Consider the following 17,403-nt stretch of genomic DNA (forward strand, 5'->3'; position numbering starts at 1 on the left):
AATACTTAGTTGTGTAAATATACTAGCAGGTTATTCATTGTGACTTTTCCTGTGGCGCTTACTATAAGCGCCTTTTTTTCGGTATTTTTCTCGTTTAAATTTTTAAGTTTAGAGTGAGCCTGCCTTATGAGCCGTAATACATCATTACTTTTAAAGTATTTATTTAAGCAAACCTGGCCTATGTTGGTTGGCTTGTTTTCTATTATGGGAAGCCAGCTGGTTGATAGTATTTTTATTGCTAAGCTAGGCGCTGAGCGGCTCGCTGTAGTTGCCTTTAGTATTGCTATTTTTCAGGTAATTGTGGGAGTACAAGTAGGCTTAGGTATTGCGGCAACTGCGACCATTTCTACTGCACTTGGGGAAAATAAAGTTCACTACGCACGCTACTTAGGTAGTTTAATCGTACTTATTGGCACCGTAATAGTAACGCTATTGTGCTTGGCGTTGTGGCTTTTTCAGCAGCCTATAATTTTAGCGCTGGGTGCAACGCCTTCGTTATTTAATTTAACCGAGCTTTACTGGTTGCCTTGGCTAATAAGCTGCTGGCTTGGAGCGCTGCTTTATTTTGGTTACAGCATTTGCCGTGCTCATAACGAAACCTTATTGCCTGGGCGAATTATGGTGCTAACCAGCGTGTTAAATATAGCGCTCGATCCATTGTTTATGTTTACCTTTGATATGGAGTTAGCGGGTGCTGCATGGGCAAGCTGTGTTGCTTTTTCAATAGGCTTAGTAGTGGTGTTTTACACGCTTATTAAACGAGAACTTGTAACCTTTGACGTTTTAAAAAACCGCACCGAGCAGGCAATAAAAGCCATTGCCAAAATGATGGCGCCGGCTTTACTTTCACAGTTTATTCCGCCTATTTCAGCCATGATAGTAACGGCACTGATTGCCGCGTATGGTGGGTTTGCTGTAGCAGCTTGGGGGCTTGCAAACCGTATTGAATATATTGCGATTATTTTAATTTTAGCGCTTACCATGGCGCTGCCCCCCATTGTTGGAAATTTAAAAGGGCGGGGCGAGCTTAGGCAAATATTAAGCGTAGTAAAACTTGCGTGCGGTTTTGTAATTGGCATACAAATTTTATTAGCGGTTATTATGCTAGGTGTGGCTAACCCGCTTGCAAATGCGCTTAGCAATAATAGTGAAATAGTAGCTAACCTAACAGATTACTTTGCATTTGTGCCCCTGAGCTATGCGGCTTTGGGTGTATGTATGATCACGGTATCGGTATGTAACGCGCTGGGCTTTGCGACCACGGCCTTATTTATCTCCATATTGCGGCTATTTTTGTGTTACTTACCACTACTTTGGTTAGGCTCGTATTTTTACGGTTTAACAGGGTTATTTATCGGTATGGCATGCGGTAATACCTTGTCGGGTATTGTGGGTTGGCAGCTTTTTAAGCAGCAATATAAGCGTTTAACAACACACGTTAGCGTGCGCTCAATCACTGTTTAATTATCAATATATTGAAGAAAGTTATTCCACTTAAATTGCAATTATCAAAATAGTTAAATGCAATTAGTATGCACCTCATTGAATCATTGCTTAATCTATAGCAGCTAAATTTGCTGTGTTTAGGTCAAGCAATTGCAATAAAAATAGAGCTGCTTGAGGTGAATAACATGAAACTTTATAAATTGTTTTTAATAGCTATAACGCTATACGCAGGCGCTGCAACGGCTGCACAAGATTACTTTTCGATGAGCTATATTCAAGGTGAAGGAGACGTGCGAGGGGTTAAGGTGGCTTATCAATATGCCTTAGATTATCAAATAGAAGGCTTTGAAGAGCTAGAGATTTACCTAGAAGCCAATGCCAACTTTTTTGAATACGATGACCCAAAACGCTACGACGCTAATTTAGGCTTATCGCTTTCGCCTGTTATTTTTTATCCTATTGGCAGTATTGCTGGGAACCGCGTTTTTGCCGAGTTTGGTATTGGTTTAAGCTTATTAGACGACACCAAATTTGCGGGAAAAAACATAAGCACCCATTACCAGTTTGAAGACCGCCTAGGCATTGCCATGAAATTTGGTGAGGCTGAGCAACATAGTGTCTCGCTTAAGTATTTTCATTATTCAAACGCTGGTATTAAAAAGCCTAACCCAGGCCTCGATTTTATCTCGCTAAGCTACTCACGCGCACTTTAGGTGAGTAGCTTACTATTTATAAAATCCGTAAAAATGCCACTAGGTCTGCTTGTTCTTGCTTGGTTAAATTAAGCTTTATAAGCAGGTCGGTGGTTTTAGGGAAGTGTGGGTCGTTTAGTTGGTTTTTTCGTGGTCTGGGCCTTACTCCGCCATGGTTATATAAGGCGACAATACCGGCTAAATCGTCAAATAAGCCGTTATGCATCCACGGAAATGTTTGCATTAACCCTAATAGCGATGGGGTTCTAAATTGGCCAATATGCTCAGGGTTGTGGGTGGCATCGTAGCGGCCTTTATCTTCAAAACGGCGGCCGTAATAATGCAGCCCTGTGCCATGGAATTGGTTGTCGCTAAGTAGTGCGCCGTTATGGCAAGTCATGCATTTAGCTTTAGTTCTAAATAGGTGCAGGCCATTTAACTCACTATCACTTAGGCTACTAACTGCTTGTTGTGGATTTTTATTAAGCTGCGTTAAAAAAGTTTTATAGCGGCTATTTGGCGCTGCTAATGTGCGCTCAAACGCAACTAAGGCTTTTGCCATTTGCTCAGTGGTTAACGTGCTGCTATTAAAAGCGCTTTTATTAAATGCACGGTAACTCTTATCTTTATTTACTCGGGCTAAAGCTATTTTTGGATCTAAGTCCATTTCAATCGGGTTTTCTATTGGCATAAGTGCTTGCTGCTCAGCGGTGATTGCGCGTCCATCCCAAAAAAAATGTTGCCATTGATCAATACCAAAAATTGCGGGGGTGTTACGCGTGCCTATTTGCTCGTCAATGCCTATGGCAGTTGTACGGCCATCATGAAAGCCTTTGTCGCGTTCATGGCAGGTGGCGCAGCTAACGGTATTATTACGTGAAAGCTGCACATCATGAAAAAGCTTATCGCCTAGTGCCACGTGCTCAGGCTTAGGCGATGCTACAGGCAAAAGCGACATGGGCTCAACGCTTCTTCCGTCACTGGTTTGAATAGCAGGCCAATGAGCTTGGCCTTTGCTATAAAGTGAGCGTAAATCGTTACTACTTGTTGATTTGGCGTTTAAGCTAAATGAGCACAGTAAAAAAATGCTTAATAACCTAATCATAGTTATAGCTAACTCCTACCCAAAACATACGCCCGGGCTCAATACCTGATGCCCCTTCGTTTACTGTGTAAGTGCGGGCATTTAATAAATTAGAAATATCCGCTCTTATGTCAATAGTTTGGGTTTTTGTGAGGTTATGGCTATAGCGTAAACTGAGCCCTAGCATGGTTCTGGCGCGTATTTCTTGCTCTTCGTATACATCAACTAAGCTTGATTCTACAGGGCAACTTGTACAGCTTTGCTCAAGCCCAATACTTTCGCTAGCCCCGGTACTTACCGCGCTGGTGTAGCTGTCACTGTAGGTAACATTTAAGCCTGTACTAAATGAGCTGTTCCAATCAACATTCCAACCAAGCGCACCTGACACTGGGGTGCCAAAGTTGGTACGTATTTGCTCTAGCTGCCCAAGCGTTACAAGCTCGCCTTCGCCTTGTGCATTGAGATAATAAACGAGTTCATCAAGGGGGGTATTTTCTGCACTAGCGCTGTATTCGTCGTTTGAAACTTTGTTTTCAGCGTAGGAGGCATTGGCCCATAAAGAGTGTTTACCAAACTGTGCACTCCACGAGATAGAGTAGCGCTCTGAGCTGCCATCACCCTCGTTAGTCATATAAATGTATTTATAGCCATCACTAGCTGCTTCTTCATCGGTAACTTGAGAAAATTGCTGATGCTTTTTACGTTTTACATATTTGAGAGATATATTGCCTGCTTTTTCAAATGAATACGCAATGCCTAATGCGAGTTCGTCATCGTAGGGGGTATTTACATCATCAAAGCGGTATTTAAACGCGCCGGTGTAGTTAGACGGTAGCCACCCTTGAAGGTAGCCGTTTTCAATTGGGCGGTACTCTCTGTATGAAAAACGCTGCTGCTCTTTTATTTTATAACCAATAATGGCTGAGTCGTAATAGCGGTTAACCCCTGCGCTAATAATAGTGCGGTTGTTGTTAAATACATCGTAACCAAGGGATAGACGTGGCGCAATATTATGATTAGCTAAAAAGTCATTGTATTCGTAGCGCATACCTAAATTTAAGCTTAATTGCCCTAAGGTAATGCTATCTGTTGCATAAAACGAGGCGCGATTTAACGCTACATTTATATACTCTGCTGGGGTTACTAAGCGGCCATTAAAATACTGTGCGGTGGCTGTTACATTGTTGCTGTACGCTGTTATGTGATCTTGGTTGTTAAAATCAATTTCGCCCCCTAACTGCGCTGCAAGTTCGTCAATAGATATAGTGGTTTCAAGCGCTTGGCAGTCAAGCGTGTAACCACTGCAATTAAGTGGTGTACTAGCGCTAGACCATATAATAGGGGAGTCGTAGTTATAGCTATTTTGTATGCGTTCGCGCTCTACTTCTTGGCGAATAAGCTCTATACCGGCCTTAATATTATGCTCAGTTCCTGCAAATTCAAATGAATTGAAATTTAGCGTGTTTTTCCAGCTGGTGGTGTATTGGGTGTTATCTAAAGCGCCATAGCCTCCTTGGCGAGAGTAGCGTGTTTGCGCATCGCCTTGGTCGGCATATTGTCCCCAATCTTTGCCTTTAGCTTGCAGCCAGTTATAAAAGTGCGCTGGGCCTTCTCGGCTGCTATCACTCATACTAAAATTAAGGTTGCTGCGCCAGGTTGCAAAATCAAAGTGCTGGGTAAGTGATGCGACCGCGCCTACTGCGCCGCCTTCTAAATGGAAGTCGCTGTCTTTGGCGTCGGTTATAAAGTCATCTACTTCGTAAGGTGAATACATTAGGGTTAAATCTAATGCGTCTACCCAGCCATTGCGATAACCATATTTAACAATGGCATTTATGTTTTTACGGCTTTGCGTTTTGACTTCTCCTAACGACAAATCGCTGATGTCGCTGGTTAAGTAACTAACACTCATCATTACGCCATGGCGCTTATTAATTTGTTTATTAGCACGCAGGTTATAGCTGATTTTTTCATACTTAGGCGTTTCAAGTGTGCTTTGATCAACATTTTGCTGAGAGCTGTCTTGATCGGCTTCTATAAAGTGATAACTCCCCCAGCTACTTTGATTACCCCGCACACCAAAGCTAAAACTGTCATTGGTAAATACGCTTTTGGTTTTACTATCAACAATGCCACCCGAAAAGCCACCAAACTCAGCCGGAATGTTATGGTCGTACACTGTGATTGATTCAACTACATCGGAGTTTACATTCATGCTTTGCACGCCGCCCGATACATCGTTTGATGAAGAGCTTAAGCGGCTGCTGCTACCCGGGTCTATGCGGTTATTGTAGTTTAGTCCATCTAACGAAAAGCCAGTTTGCCATGGCTGTGCGCCTGAGATTGATATTTCTGGTGCGCTGATTTCTGCCAAACTACCAATAGAGTAAGCCTCGTTGCTTAGCTGTACACCAGGGAGCAATGCAATAAGCTCGTTTATATCGCCGTTGCCTTTAGGTGTGGCATTTATAAAGTCACGATTTAAGTAAGAACGCCCAATAACTTCGGGTACTTCTATGCCTATGTACTGGCCTTTTACTTCAATGTGCTCAAGTGCTTCACAACGCTCTTTTTGCTCATTTTTAAGGTCGTTACATGGCTGTGTTTTTGGTTCGGTCTGCTGTTGCTGCTCTGCGGCGTATACACCCTGAGAAAGCAAAAGCAGACACGCGAGGGTAGTCGGTGTCTGCATTTATTACGGCTCTTAGTTAAATACCTAGTGGGGTAGTGTCTTCGCTATCAATTACGCCATCGTTATCGGCGTCTTGGTCGGCAATTAATCCAGCTAAGGCTATATCTTCATCGCTGGTGTTAGGTAAAAAGAAGTTAGGTAAGCCGTCGTGGTCTGTATCTACGCTGGCAATAGCTATGCCTTTAAAGTCATCACGAGAGGCGACTAAGTTGGTCATGCCTATGTAAAGCTCAAGCTGATCGGCTTCGCCATTAACGCCATTATTTATTAAGCTTTGTGCTTTAGTGGTATCGTTAATTAGCGTAAAACTGTTTACTAAATCTTCCATGTTGTCGGCAATAATTGTATCGGCAAAGTTTAAAATAAGAGGCTCAAGCGTATTTAAAAGCGTGCTAGCTTGTGTTTTTGCATTGCTATAGTTTGCTGAAAAATCGCTAATATTCGCCGCGTTAGTGCCCATACTTGAAAGCATAGAATAACGTTCAAATTCACCTGTTTGAGCTTCTTCAAAACCAATTACTTCGGCTTTAACAGCGGCTAAAATAGTTTCTAGCTGATCGCTTGTTAATGCATTTAGCTCAGGGGTTATTTCAGTAATAGCATCATTTAAAGTGGTACTTGCCAGTGATGTTTGGTTTGCATTAACTAAGTAACCTAAGGTTTCTAAGCGTGCTTCAAACCTGTCTTCGGTATCTTCATCTAGGGCAATGTAGCTAAGTAGTTGATTGTGTACACCAGCTACTTGCTCCGATAAGCCGCATTTAATAAGCGATACTATTACTTGATTATGAGCTGTAATTGATGAGGTATTACTTAGCGTACGTATATCGCCTGCATTGAGCGTATTAAGCATGGTTAAGCATTTATTAGCGGCATTTGCTGTATCACCACCGACTTGGGCAGTTAAATCAACTAACAATTTACAGCCCTTGGAACCGGTTAAAAGCGTGGTTGATGATTCTTTGCTTATGTAGTCATCCGAGGCTATAAAGTCGCCAGCATAGGTAAATACTTGCTGTGCTAGATCGTTTCTGCCGGCTTCACTTAAAATTAGGCCTGTGCCAGGGACGTTATCAAGCGATGTTAGCGCTCTAAAAAATTCGTTGTAATCACCATTTTCTGTAAAAAAGCTGCGAGCTTGAGCTGCGGCACTTGTTATATCTTCACCACCAAGCAGGCGATTAGCTATATTAAAACCATACACTTGATCTTGCGCGTTGTTTATATCGGTTTCGCTGTCTGATAGCGTTATTGCTGGGTTTTCGTCGCTTTGGTAAAGGCCTTCAATTAAGCCTGCTAAAAATTGAATAGGATAAGTGTAGTTATCTAAAGTAGCGGCGCTGTAAGGCGATGCAGAGTAAGCGTAGTTACTATCAAAACCCGTTGAACCATACATGGCAAGTACTTGGTTAGTATAGTCTTTTGCCGCTTCAAATTCGCCAGCTCTATAAAGGTATTGCGCAGCCCATGCACCATGTAGCGTTTTGTATTGCTCGTATGGTTGGCCTTCGTATTCGCCGCTACGTACTAGCCTGTAACCTGTTTTTACTGCAAGTTGCGCGTAGTTATTAGCAAGCAATTTGGCTTGCGTTAAATCGCTTTCATCTAGGCTTTGCGCATAGCTTTGTAGGGCGTCATCTATTGATAAGCGTACGCCATTTAAAAAGTAGCCATAGCTTGAGGTGTATTCGTCTTCGCGTACTTGCTCTGCGTATAATGAAATTGTATTTAACAAATTACTTGCTTGCGAAACTTGATCAGCAGCTAAATAGCTTTTTACTAAAGAATAAAGGGCTGATGCGTCTGATGAGGCAATGTTATCAAAGCCTTTATCAGCTAAGTATTGGTTGTAGGCCGCCACCGCTTGGTCACGGTAATCGTTTGCTTGTTCTGTTTGGCCTATTTCGTCTAGTGCTTGTGCCACATCTTTTAGTGCCGAAGAACGCGCTGTTTGCTCGTTTATAAGCGCTAAATAGTCGTTAGCAGTATCTAAAAATCCTGCACGTGCATAGGCCGCAGCTTGGGTTGCGTATACCTCATATCGAGAAAGTTCATCGGCAATATTTGCGCTTAACTCGTCGGCTTGTTTTAAGTGCGACAGACTAGAGCTGTAATAATAATTAAGTTTATCTTCGTTAGTTACATAAGAAGGGCTTAGTGAAATAATTGCAGTTAACGGCTCGCTAATTAGACCATCTGTGTAGCTAATTTCAAATTGCTCATCAATGCTGCTTAGAGATTGAGCCTCATAGGTAAATTCACCCGTGGTGCTATTTATGCTCATTACGCCATTACTCGGTGGTGTTATTAAGCTAATAGTTACGGTGTCGCCATCTAAGTCTTGTGTAGTAATAACCCCTTGAGTGGTGGTTGAAGAGGTAACAAATACATTAGTAGTGAGTAGCTGCGGGGCATCATTAACATTTTCTACGCTAAAACGTATCACTACATTTGCCGTTAAGCTGCCATCGCTTGCGCTAATGGTTGCTGTGTCTTCTCCAAAATAATTACTAAATGGTGTGTAGGTAAATTCACCGTTTGCTTCAACTGCTATGATGCCATTGCTTGGTGCATTGGCAAGCGTATAGCTTAAGGCGTCATCGTCGGTGGCTGTTACTTGGCCTGAAAAAGTGGTGTCTTCGTTTACAGTAAAACTTAAATTAGGTTGAGAAAACTGTGGAGCAGTATTACCCGAGCCACCGCCACAACCTGCCAACGCAAGCGCGCATAATATTGGGGTAAATTTAATTAGCTTGTTCATTATTGTTAATATTAAAAGTTAATGATGTTGCGAATGATAACGCATATCAATTATATTTTAAGGTGTGTAAACTATTTGTCATATTAATAGTGAGTATCCACAAAGTACTTATAAGGCAGCTAAAACACAAAACCTTGCTATTAACAGGGCTTTATTGTGAGTAAAAATGAGATTAGTAAAGAGGAGGATGGTTGTTAGTTTAAGTCGCTAATAATAAGCAGCGGAAAGTTTTTAACTGAACGAGGTTGCCAATTATTATAGCTAATATTGCTAATTCCAAAATAGTTAAGCACCTTAGGTGAGTACGTCCAGCCACGCGCACGTTGCTTTATGGCGGCGCTGCGTAAACTGGGTTTTAGCCCTACTGTGAGTAGGTCGTGATTTACATTTAGCTTTGTGTAAAAGGCTTTTTCGCGCAAGCTTGCTTTAGCAATTACCTCATCGTAATGGGCGCGTAATGTCTGCCACTTTTGGCTTTTTTGTGGCTCTTTTAAATGCTTTACCATGGCATCAATATCACTATCTAACCACTTAGCTGAGGCTGCATCCCCATGCCAGCCAATAATTGTATTGGGCTCAATTGTAGTAGGGTGGCCAGCAAGCAACACATAATTTGCACACGACGAAAAGCAAAACTGCTTTATGTTTACCGTTAGCTTATGCGCCAAAATTAATTCGGCTAAGTCCATCCCTAAATCAATGTTTCCGCCGCCGCTGGTAATCGTAAATGTATTAATTGTAGGGTTAGTTTTTAAAAGCTCAGCTGCCGTATTGTTATTTTGTTTGTTGATTTGGCCACTGTATATAATGGTTTTATCACTTAAGGTTACTTGAGCCTGTAATAACGTGGGGAGTATTAAAAAAAGGGTAAAAATTAATTTATGCATATGAGTTTTAAGTGAGTATTTTTGCCAAAGGCTACGTAATTTGGCTAAACGAGGCAAATACTAATTTGTCTAAAGTAAGTTAACCCCTTTTAACCCATCCTTAACCCTTGCCCTAATACACTGTGTGTAATGATGTAAATTAGGCACAGTTAAATGGTTTATTTTAAAAAGCGCTCAACGGTTTTATTGCTTGCACTTAGCTGCACGCTTGCTTCGTGTAGTAGCCAGCCAAGCTATACAGGTAATAGCACCGAGCAATCGCTAAAGCAGCATGCAAATTGGCAATACACACAAGATGATGCAACCGAGGTAAGTTATATCACTGATTTAGTGAATATAGCGGGGCTTGATTCGCTTATTAACCAAGCCGTTGCAAATAACCCTTCATTTAACCAAGTGCATGTGGCGCTAAAACTTGCTTATGCGCAGCGAGATGTTACCGCAGCAAGCCAGTGGTTTAGTGTAGATGCCGATTTTGACGCTCAGCGCAACGAAACAACTGGCACACAGTACAGCTCATCACTAGGGGTTAGCTGGGAGGCCGACGTATGGCAAAAAATTGCTGATAACGTAGCCGCGCAAGACATGACCATAGCCAGTAATCAGGCCACTTACCAAGGCGCTAAAGACACCTTAGTAGCCAGCGTGATGCGCACGTATTTAAACATTATTTTGCAGCAAGATTTATTTAACATAGAGCAGCAGCGCTTAACGGTTTTAGAAAATAACGAGCAAAGTATTGTTGAGCGTTACCAATACGGCTTAGGTGATTTAGAAGCCCTTGATACCGCGCGTACAAATACCGCTTCAACCCGAGCCACTATTGCCGATTACCAAGAGCAAATAGCGCAAGCTAAACGTGCTTTAGTATTATTAGTGGGCGTTGATAAACTTGAAAACTTACCTACCACCTCTGTTTTACCTGAGGTAATTGAGCCGCTAAGCGCGCTACCAGAGCAAGATTTAGCGCGTCGCCCCGATTTACAAAGTGCCTATTACAATATTCAATCTAAACGTTATTTAGTGGATGTAGCTTACAAAGATTTACTGCCAAGCATTACGCTTTCGGCATCGCTTAGCGATTTAGCAACTACACCCAGCCAAGCATTATTAACCAGCCCAGTTTGGAACTTATTAGGCAGTTTAAGTGCGCCGTTGTTTCAAGGCGGGGCACTTCGTGCACAAGTTGATATTGCAAAATTAAATGCCGAACAGGCGTTTTGGGAATACCAAGACACGCTACTTAGCGCCGTAAACGAAGTAGAAAACGCACTAGGTCAAGAGCAATCATTAACACAGCAGCAGCTACAAATTAGTAAAGCACTTGCCAGTGCTAAGCGCAGTTATAGCAACTACCAAAGCAAATACCAGCAAGGTTTGGTTGATATTTTAGACCTACTAACCGTGCAGCAGCAGGTGTACGACCTACAAGCTCAGCTTAGCCAAATAAATTACACCCTTTTAACTAACCGTATAGATTTAGGCCTTGCCTTGGGCCTTGGAGTATCGTCATGAAAATTTCGCCAGTACCTGTTGTTGTAACTCTTGTTGCCATTGTTTGTATAGGGCTTGCTATTTCATATAACGGCCAAAAAATGGCGCAGCAAGCAAATGGCCCAAAGCCAGAGCCGGCTAAATCTGTGGCACCCAATGTATCGGTTATTAACGCTGTGCCAAGTACGTATCAAGCCTATGTTAATGGCCACGGTGAGGCTAAAGCGCACTGGGCGCTTAGCTTAAAAGCGCAAGTTAAGGGCGAAATAACGAATATGAGCGAGCAATTTGCTACCGGTAATGTAGTTAAAAAGGGCCAAGTGCTTGCACAAATAGATAACACCGAATACTTACAAGCAGTTGCGAGCGCTAAAGCCACATTAGCAGATGCCAAACTTGCCCTACAAGAAGAGCAAGACTTAGGAAACCAAGCAAAGCGTGAATGGCAGCGCTCGGGTGTAACACAAGCGCCAAGCTCACCTTTAGTATTTAGAACGCTACAGCTAGAAGCTGCCCAAGCAACGGCCGATAACGCCCAATACGCACTCCAAACTGCGCAGCGTGATGAAAAAAACACGCATATAAGTGCGCCGTTTGATGCTGTTATTTTATCGCGTGATGTAGATTTAGGCACTTACGTAAGCATCGGCGATACACTGGCTACATTAAACAGCACCGACAAAGTAGAAATTAGCGTACCGCTTTCATTAAGCCAATGGCAAAACCTGGCAAGCGATAAGTCGGGCGAGGTTATTTTAAGTGATGTAACAACACAGAATCAGTGGCAAGGTTACATTGCTCGTTTTGAGCAGCATCTTGACGATAGCTCACGCCAGCGCAGTGTAGTGGTTGCGCTAGACAAACCTTTTGAGCAAGCAACACCATTGCTACCAGGTACATTTTTAGCGGTACAAATTGCCGGCAAAGCGCTTAACAACGTAATTAAATTACCCGCCTCAGCAGTATCGCAAGAGGGCTTAATTTGGTACGTAAACGAGCAAAACACGTTAATGAGCATTCAAGCGCAAAAACTATTTGAGCGCGGTGATTACGTTTATATCTCTCCAATTGAAGGACACACTAATTTACGTGTGGTGGCTCGCCCACTCGTAAGCTACTTAAACGATATGTTAGTAAACCCAATTGTTGAGGAGATGCCATAATGAGCCCGCATCAAGCACCGCAATTACCTAATAATACTAACCCTTTGCACGGCATTATTAGCTGGTTTGCTAACAACTCAGTGGCCGCCAATTTATTACTCATTAGCGTAATAGTAATGGGCATAATGTCGCTTTCTACTTTGCGTAAAGAGGCGTTTCCAAGCCTTGAGCCAGATACTATTTCGGTATCGGTGGTTTACGACAGTGGCGATGCCTTACAAGCAGAAGAAGGCATCGCCCTAAAAGTAGAAGAAGCCCTTGAAACCGTACCGGGTATTAAGCGCATTACCTCTACATCCGATGCCAGCGGCAGTCATGTAAGCATTGAGAAAAAAACCGATTACTCGCTTGATGAGCTACTCACCGATGTTAAAAACCAAGTTGATGCCATAAATAACTTTCCGGCAGATGCCGAAGAGCCGGTGATCGACAAAGCGCGCAGGCAAGATCACGCATTAACTTTACAATTATTTGGTGATGCCGACCGCCATACGTTGCAAAACCTAGGTGAAAAACTAAAAGCCGATTTATTAGCTAAATCGGGCATTAGCGATGTAGAGCAATCGGGCGTGCTTGACCCTATGATGTCGGTAGAAATCGACGAAGGCAAACTACAAGCCTACGGTTTAACTATTAGCGATGTAAGCGAGGTGATTAACAACGAATCATCGAGCCCGCTTTCTACTAGCTTGCGCGATAGCAATAAAATTATGCGCCTAAAAGCGGCAGACCAAGCTTACTGGCAGCGCGACTTTGCCAATATTGTGTTACTTACAACGCAATCAGGCACACAAATTAAATTAGGTGATGTAGCAACCGTTACCGACACCTTCGCAGAAGATACCAACTCACTAAGTCGTTATAACCAGAAAAATGCCGTAGGCATTGAAATTTTAATGGATGAAAATAGCGATATAACCACCATAGTTGAGCAGGCACAAAGCGTAATTGATACATGGCACGAGCGCGGCTTATTACCGCAAAATGTAGAGCTTGAAAGCTGGCACGACAAAAGCACTATGATCACCGAGCGCCTATCGCTGCTTACTAAAAATGCCGTAACCGGTATTATTATGGTGTTTGTTATTTTAGCGATATTTTTAAATGTACGCGTTGCACTATGGGTAGCAGGTGGCTTGCCATTTGTATTTTTTGGCACGCTGTACTTTATGACCGACAGCTACACCGCACTGACCATAAATGAAATGACCACCTTTGGTTTTATTATGGCGCTGGGGATCGTGGTCGACGATGCCGTGGTTGTAGGGGAGAGTATTTACACCACTCGCAAAAAACACGGCGACACCCTTAATAACACGATTTTAGGTACCATGAAGGTGGCTGTACCTACCATATTTGGCGTATTAACCACGGTAGCTGCGTTTGTTGCGCTTTCGAATGTATCTGGCAATTTAGGTAAAATTTACTCTCAGTTTGCGACCGTAGTGACGATTTGTTTACTGCTTTCGGTTGTTGAATCAAAACTTATTTTGCCGTCGCATTTAGCCCACGTAAGTACTAAACGCCAGTTGAAATCGGGCCTTAGTGGCTTGTGGTCAAAGGTGCAGCACGGCGCCGACAGCGGCCTAACTTGGTTTAGCGATAAAGTGTACCGCCGCGTTATTGAATACTCGTTACGCTTTAGGTACGCCATTGTTGCTGCATTTGTAGCCTTTTTTATTCTGGTTGTTGGTATGCCTATGACCGGTGCAGTAAAAGTAGGTTTTTTCCCAAGTATTGCCGGCGATACCGTAACCGCTGAGCTTGTTATGCAAAACGATGCAGCGTATGGGCAAACTAATAAAAACTTGTTAGCGCTTGAGCAAAGTGCACTACAAGCCCAGCAAAATTTAATGGATAAGTTTGACTCGCAAGAGAGCGAAATAACGAGCTTACAATTAGTGAGCAGTAGCGATACTAGCGGTACGGTAAGTGTTGAGCTATTAAACGAGGGCGACTTTACTGCAAGCGAATTTGCACAAGAATGGCAGCGCCTTGCCGGTATGCCAGAGGGCAGTAAAAAGCTACAAGTATTGGCTACACGTAAAATGGTCGATAACTTTAAAGTGGAGCTAAAAGCGTGGGATGACGAAACAGTAATGGCTGCAGGCGCACTGTTTAAAGAGCGCTTACAAAATACCGCTGGTGTTAATGGCATAGATGATAATTTAAACCCAGGTCAGCCACAGCTTAAATTTACCTTAAATGCACAAGGGCGCGCTTTAGGTATGGATACGGCGAGCCTATCAGAGCAGGTTTTACAAGCTTTTGGTGGAGCAATTGTACAGCGTTACCAGCGCGATAAAGACGAAGTAAAAGTACGTGTGCGTTACCCAGAAAACGCCCGTAAAACACCAGCCGATATAATGCAATCGCGTATTAGGTTACCCGATGGCTCCGTAGTACCTTTGGTTAACGTAGCCAATATAAGTAGCGAATATCAGCAAGATGAAATAACCCGCATTGATGGCCTACGTGCAATTTACTTAAGCGCACAAGTAGATAAAAACATTGTGGCATCTAACGAATTAGTTGCTAACTTAAGCCGCGACTTAGTACCTGAGCTTAACGCGCAATTTCCTAACTTAAGTATTCACTTTGCCGGAGAAGCCGAAGAGCAAGACGAAACAACAGGCTCAATGGCCACTATGTTTATAGCCGCGTTATTAGTTATTTACGTATTGCTGGCGATTCCGCTTAAATCGTACATTCAACCCATGTTGATTATGGTGGCGATTCCCTTTGGTATTGTGGGTGCTATTTTAGGCCATTGGTGGAACGACTTAACCATCAGCATACTTTCTTTAAATGGTATTTTGGCGCTCAGTGGGGTGGTTGTAAATGACAGCCTATTATTGGTATCGCGCTTTAACGAGCTGGTAAAAGATGAAGGCATGAGCACGCACGATGCTATTGTAGAGTCGTGCACAAGCCGCCTGCGCGCGGTAATGCTTACCTCAATTACCACCTACGCGGGCTTAGTGCCGTTATTAAGCGAAACCTCAATGCAGGCACAGTTTTTAATCCCTGCTGCGGCATCACTTGGTTATGGTATTTTGTTTGCCACGGTTATTACATTAATCCTTATTCCGGCATTATTAATGATTCAAATAGACATTAAGCGCTTACTTGCCAATGTGTTAGACTTTTTAAGTGGTAAACGCACCCAAGGAGCTGCCTCTTAATGATAAACGTACTACTGGTTGAAGACGACATAGACCTGGCAACAACAATTGTTGATTACCTCGATATAGAAGACATTGAGTGTGACCATGCAAGCAACGGCGTTTTGGGCTTAAATTTACTGCAAATTAATGATTATCAAATGATTATTTTAGATGTAAACATGCCCAAAATGGACGGCTTAACAATGTGCAAAACATTGCGTGAACAAGGTAAAGATATTCCGGTATTAATGTTGACCGCACGCGATAGCCTCGATAATAAACTTGAGGGCTTTGCCGCCGGTAGCGACGACTATTTAGTAAAACCCTTTGCCATGAAAGAGCTAGTAGCGAGGGTACAAGTACTGGCAAAGCGCAAAAGTGGTGAGGCAAAACGCCTCACCTTAGCTAATTTAAATTTAGATTTAGCAAAGCGCAGTGCCGATGTAGAGGGGCAAACATTAAAGTTATCGCCCATTGCATTTAAATTGCTAGAAACCTTAGTACGCCATGCGCCGCAGCCTGTTACGCGCAGTAGCATTATGCAAGCTATATGGGGCGAAGAGCAGCCCGACAGCAACAGTTTAAAAGTGCATGTGCATCATTTGCGCAAGCAATTAGAAGCAACCACACACCAAGTTACACTTGAAACCATTCCTAGTGTGGGCTTTGCAATAACAGCAAACGAAGGGCAACCACAATGAAAATAAGGCCTAGTTTAAGGCTCTACTTTTTTGCCAGTATGGTAGTGCTTAGCTCTGCTATGGCCATTGGCTTTTCGTTTTTAAGTGTAAATTACTTTATTGATGGGCTAGATAAAGGCTTAAACGGAGTTATGTTAAAGCTTTCGCAAACCACTGAAGTAAAGCCTGGGGAAACAAAAGAGCTGGTGGGCTTTAATATAGCAAGTCGCTGGGAAGACATGCCTGCGTCAATTCAGCAGCGTTTTAAAAAACCAACAGAGGTGGGGCTTTTACATAAAACAAAAGACAGGCCATCGATGTTTTCTATGCCGCAAAATTTATTTTTTGTGGTGTATTATCCAAGCCCCGAAGGCGAGCCGCGTTATATATCGCGCATTATGCTCGAAAAAGACAAACCCCAATTGCTCGCTAATATAGAGCCCGAACAACGCATGCTTTGGATTGCCATTACAGGCATTGCTGCCATTGTATTATTTGCGTTTTTTTTGTTTATGGTAATGAAAAAAATAGCCAAGCCAGTGGAGTCGTTAAGGAGTTGGGCTAAATCGTTAAACCAAACTAATCTGCAGCAAACACCGCCTGATTTTACATATAACGAACTAAACACTTTAGCCACATTAATACGCAGCAGCTTACTTTCGGCGAATGAAAGCGTAGAGCGCGAGCAGCGCTTTTTAAGCTATGCCAGCCACGAGCTACGTACGCCAATTTCGGTTATTCGCAGTAACGTTGAGCTACTCAATCGGCTGAGCGAAAAAGCCCCGTTAAGTGATAAACAACAGCTTACACTTGAGCGTATAGAGCGCGCCGGTTTAACCATGAGCGATTTAACCGATACGTTATTATGGCTAAGCCGCAACGAAGATCAGCAAAGTAGTCCAGAACCTGTAAACCTTAGTGATAAAATAACGACCCTGAGTAATGAGCTTAACTACTTGCTTAATGCTAAGCACGTTGAGGTGGTTTTAAACACCCAACAAGAGAGCGTTATTACCACCGATGCTACTGCGTGCCACATTGTACTGACTAATTTAATTCGTAATGCCTACCAACATACCCAATTTGGCCAAGTACATATTACGCAGCAAGGCAGTAAAGTGACTATTGTTAATTGTAGTAAGCAAGACGATGCCCCTAAAGCGAGCTCGCCCTCAGCAAAACACGCTAGCATAGGGTACGGACTAGGCTTGCAATTAAGCGAAAAAATAATAAAACGCCACGGCTGGGTTTACGATGTAAACGACATGCCAGGGCGCTATGAAGTGGTGGTCGATTTTAGTTAGTTATTAGGTTAATTAGGTTTCAAGTATTAATAA

General features: G+C 42.8%; 11 protein-coding genes. 7 read left to right on the plus strand and 4 right to left on the minus strand.

The features are described 5' to 3' along the window. Positions 1-126 precede the first annotated feature (126 nt). Positions 127-1,464, plus strand: coding sequence for an MATE family efflux transporter (locus MTN96_RS01500; RefSeq protein WP_248530561.1), 1,338 nt, complete (start codon positions 127-129; stop codon positions 1,462-1,464). A gap of 167 nt (positions 1,465-1,631) precedes the next feature. Further along, complete coding sequence (locus tag MTN96_RS01505) at positions 1,632-2,159, plus strand: acyloxyacyl hydrolase (protein WP_058547509.1); 528 nt, start codon at positions 1,632-1,634, stop codon at positions 2,157-2,159. Between the two features lie 16 nt (positions 2,160-2,175). Here MTN96_RS01505 and MTN96_RS01510 read toward each other — a convergent pair whose 3' ends face one another. The 4 genes from MTN96_RS01510 to MTN96_RS01525 form a co-directional block, all read right to left on the minus strand. Next, entirely contained in the window at positions 2,176-3,243 is a 1,068-nt protein-coding gene (locus tag MTN96_RS01510) for a cytochrome-c peroxidase (protein ID WP_248462271.1), read from the minus strand. After that, the gene (locus MTN96_RS01515; RefSeq protein WP_248530562.1) at positions 3,236-5,914 is read right to left on the minus strand and encodes a porin; all 2,679 of its coding nucleotides are present in this window, start codon (positions 5,912-5,914) and stop codon (positions 3,236-3,238) included. Before MTN96_RS01515 ends, MTN96_RS01510 begins: the two co-directional genes overlap by 8 nt. A gap of 16 nt (positions 5,915-5,930) precedes the next feature. Further along, positions 5,931-8,675 carry an Ig-like domain-containing protein gene (locus MTN96_RS01520; protein WP_248530563.1) on the minus strand — a complete coding sequence of 915 codons (2,745 nt, stop codon included), beginning with the start codon at positions 8,673-8,675 and terminating at the stop codon, positions 5,931-5,933. 194 nt (positions 8,676-8,869) lie between these two features. Next, positions 8,870-9,562 (minus strand): hypothetical protein, encoded by a 693-nt coding sequence (locus MTN96_RS01525; protein ID WP_232510938.1) that lies wholly within the window; start codon positions 9,560-9,562, stop codon positions 8,870-8,872. A 153-nt stretch (positions 9,563-9,715) separates the two neighbouring features. On the opposite strand from MTN96_RS01525, the gene MTN96_RS01530 reads away from it, so the two are divergent. From MTN96_RS01530 to MTN96_RS01550, 5 genes are read left to right on the plus strand one after another with little or no spacing between them, the layout of a single operon-like run. Further along, entirely contained in the window at positions 9,716-11,077 is a 1,362-nt protein-coding gene (locus MTN96_RS01530) for a TolC family protein (RefSeq protein ID WP_248530564.1), read from the plus strand. After that, a complete protein-coding gene (locus MTN96_RS01535) occupies positions 11,074-12,219 on the plus strand; it encodes an efflux RND transporter periplasmic adaptor subunit (protein WP_248530565.1) in 1,146 nt (381 codons plus the stop codon). The genes MTN96_RS01530 and MTN96_RS01535 overlap by 4 nt, the downstream gene beginning before the upstream one ends. After that, positions 12,219-15,404: an efflux RND transporter permease subunit gene (locus MTN96_RS01540; protein WP_248530566.1), complete on the plus strand. Its 3,186-nt coding sequence runs from the start codon at positions 12,219-12,221 to the stop codon at positions 15,402-15,404. The genes MTN96_RS01535 and MTN96_RS01540 overlap by 1 nt, the downstream gene beginning before the upstream one ends. Continuing rightward, on the plus strand, positions 15,404-16,087 hold the full coding sequence (locus MTN96_RS01545) for a response regulator transcription factor (RefSeq protein ID WP_029772931.1): 684 nt from the start codon (positions 15,404-15,406) through the stop codon (positions 16,085-16,087). The genes MTN96_RS01540 and MTN96_RS01545 overlap by 1 nt, the downstream gene beginning before the upstream one ends. Then, the gene (locus MTN96_RS01550) at positions 16,084-17,370 is read left to right on the plus strand and encodes a HAMP domain-containing sensor histidine kinase (RefSeq protein ID WP_248530567.1); all 1,287 of its coding nucleotides are present in this window, start codon (positions 16,084-16,086) and stop codon (positions 17,368-17,370) included. The genes MTN96_RS01545 and MTN96_RS01550 overlap by 4 nt, the downstream gene beginning before the upstream one ends. Positions 17,371-17,403: the final 33 nt, after the last annotated feature.

The organism is Pseudoalteromonas sp. 2CM28B (assembly GCF_023161935.1).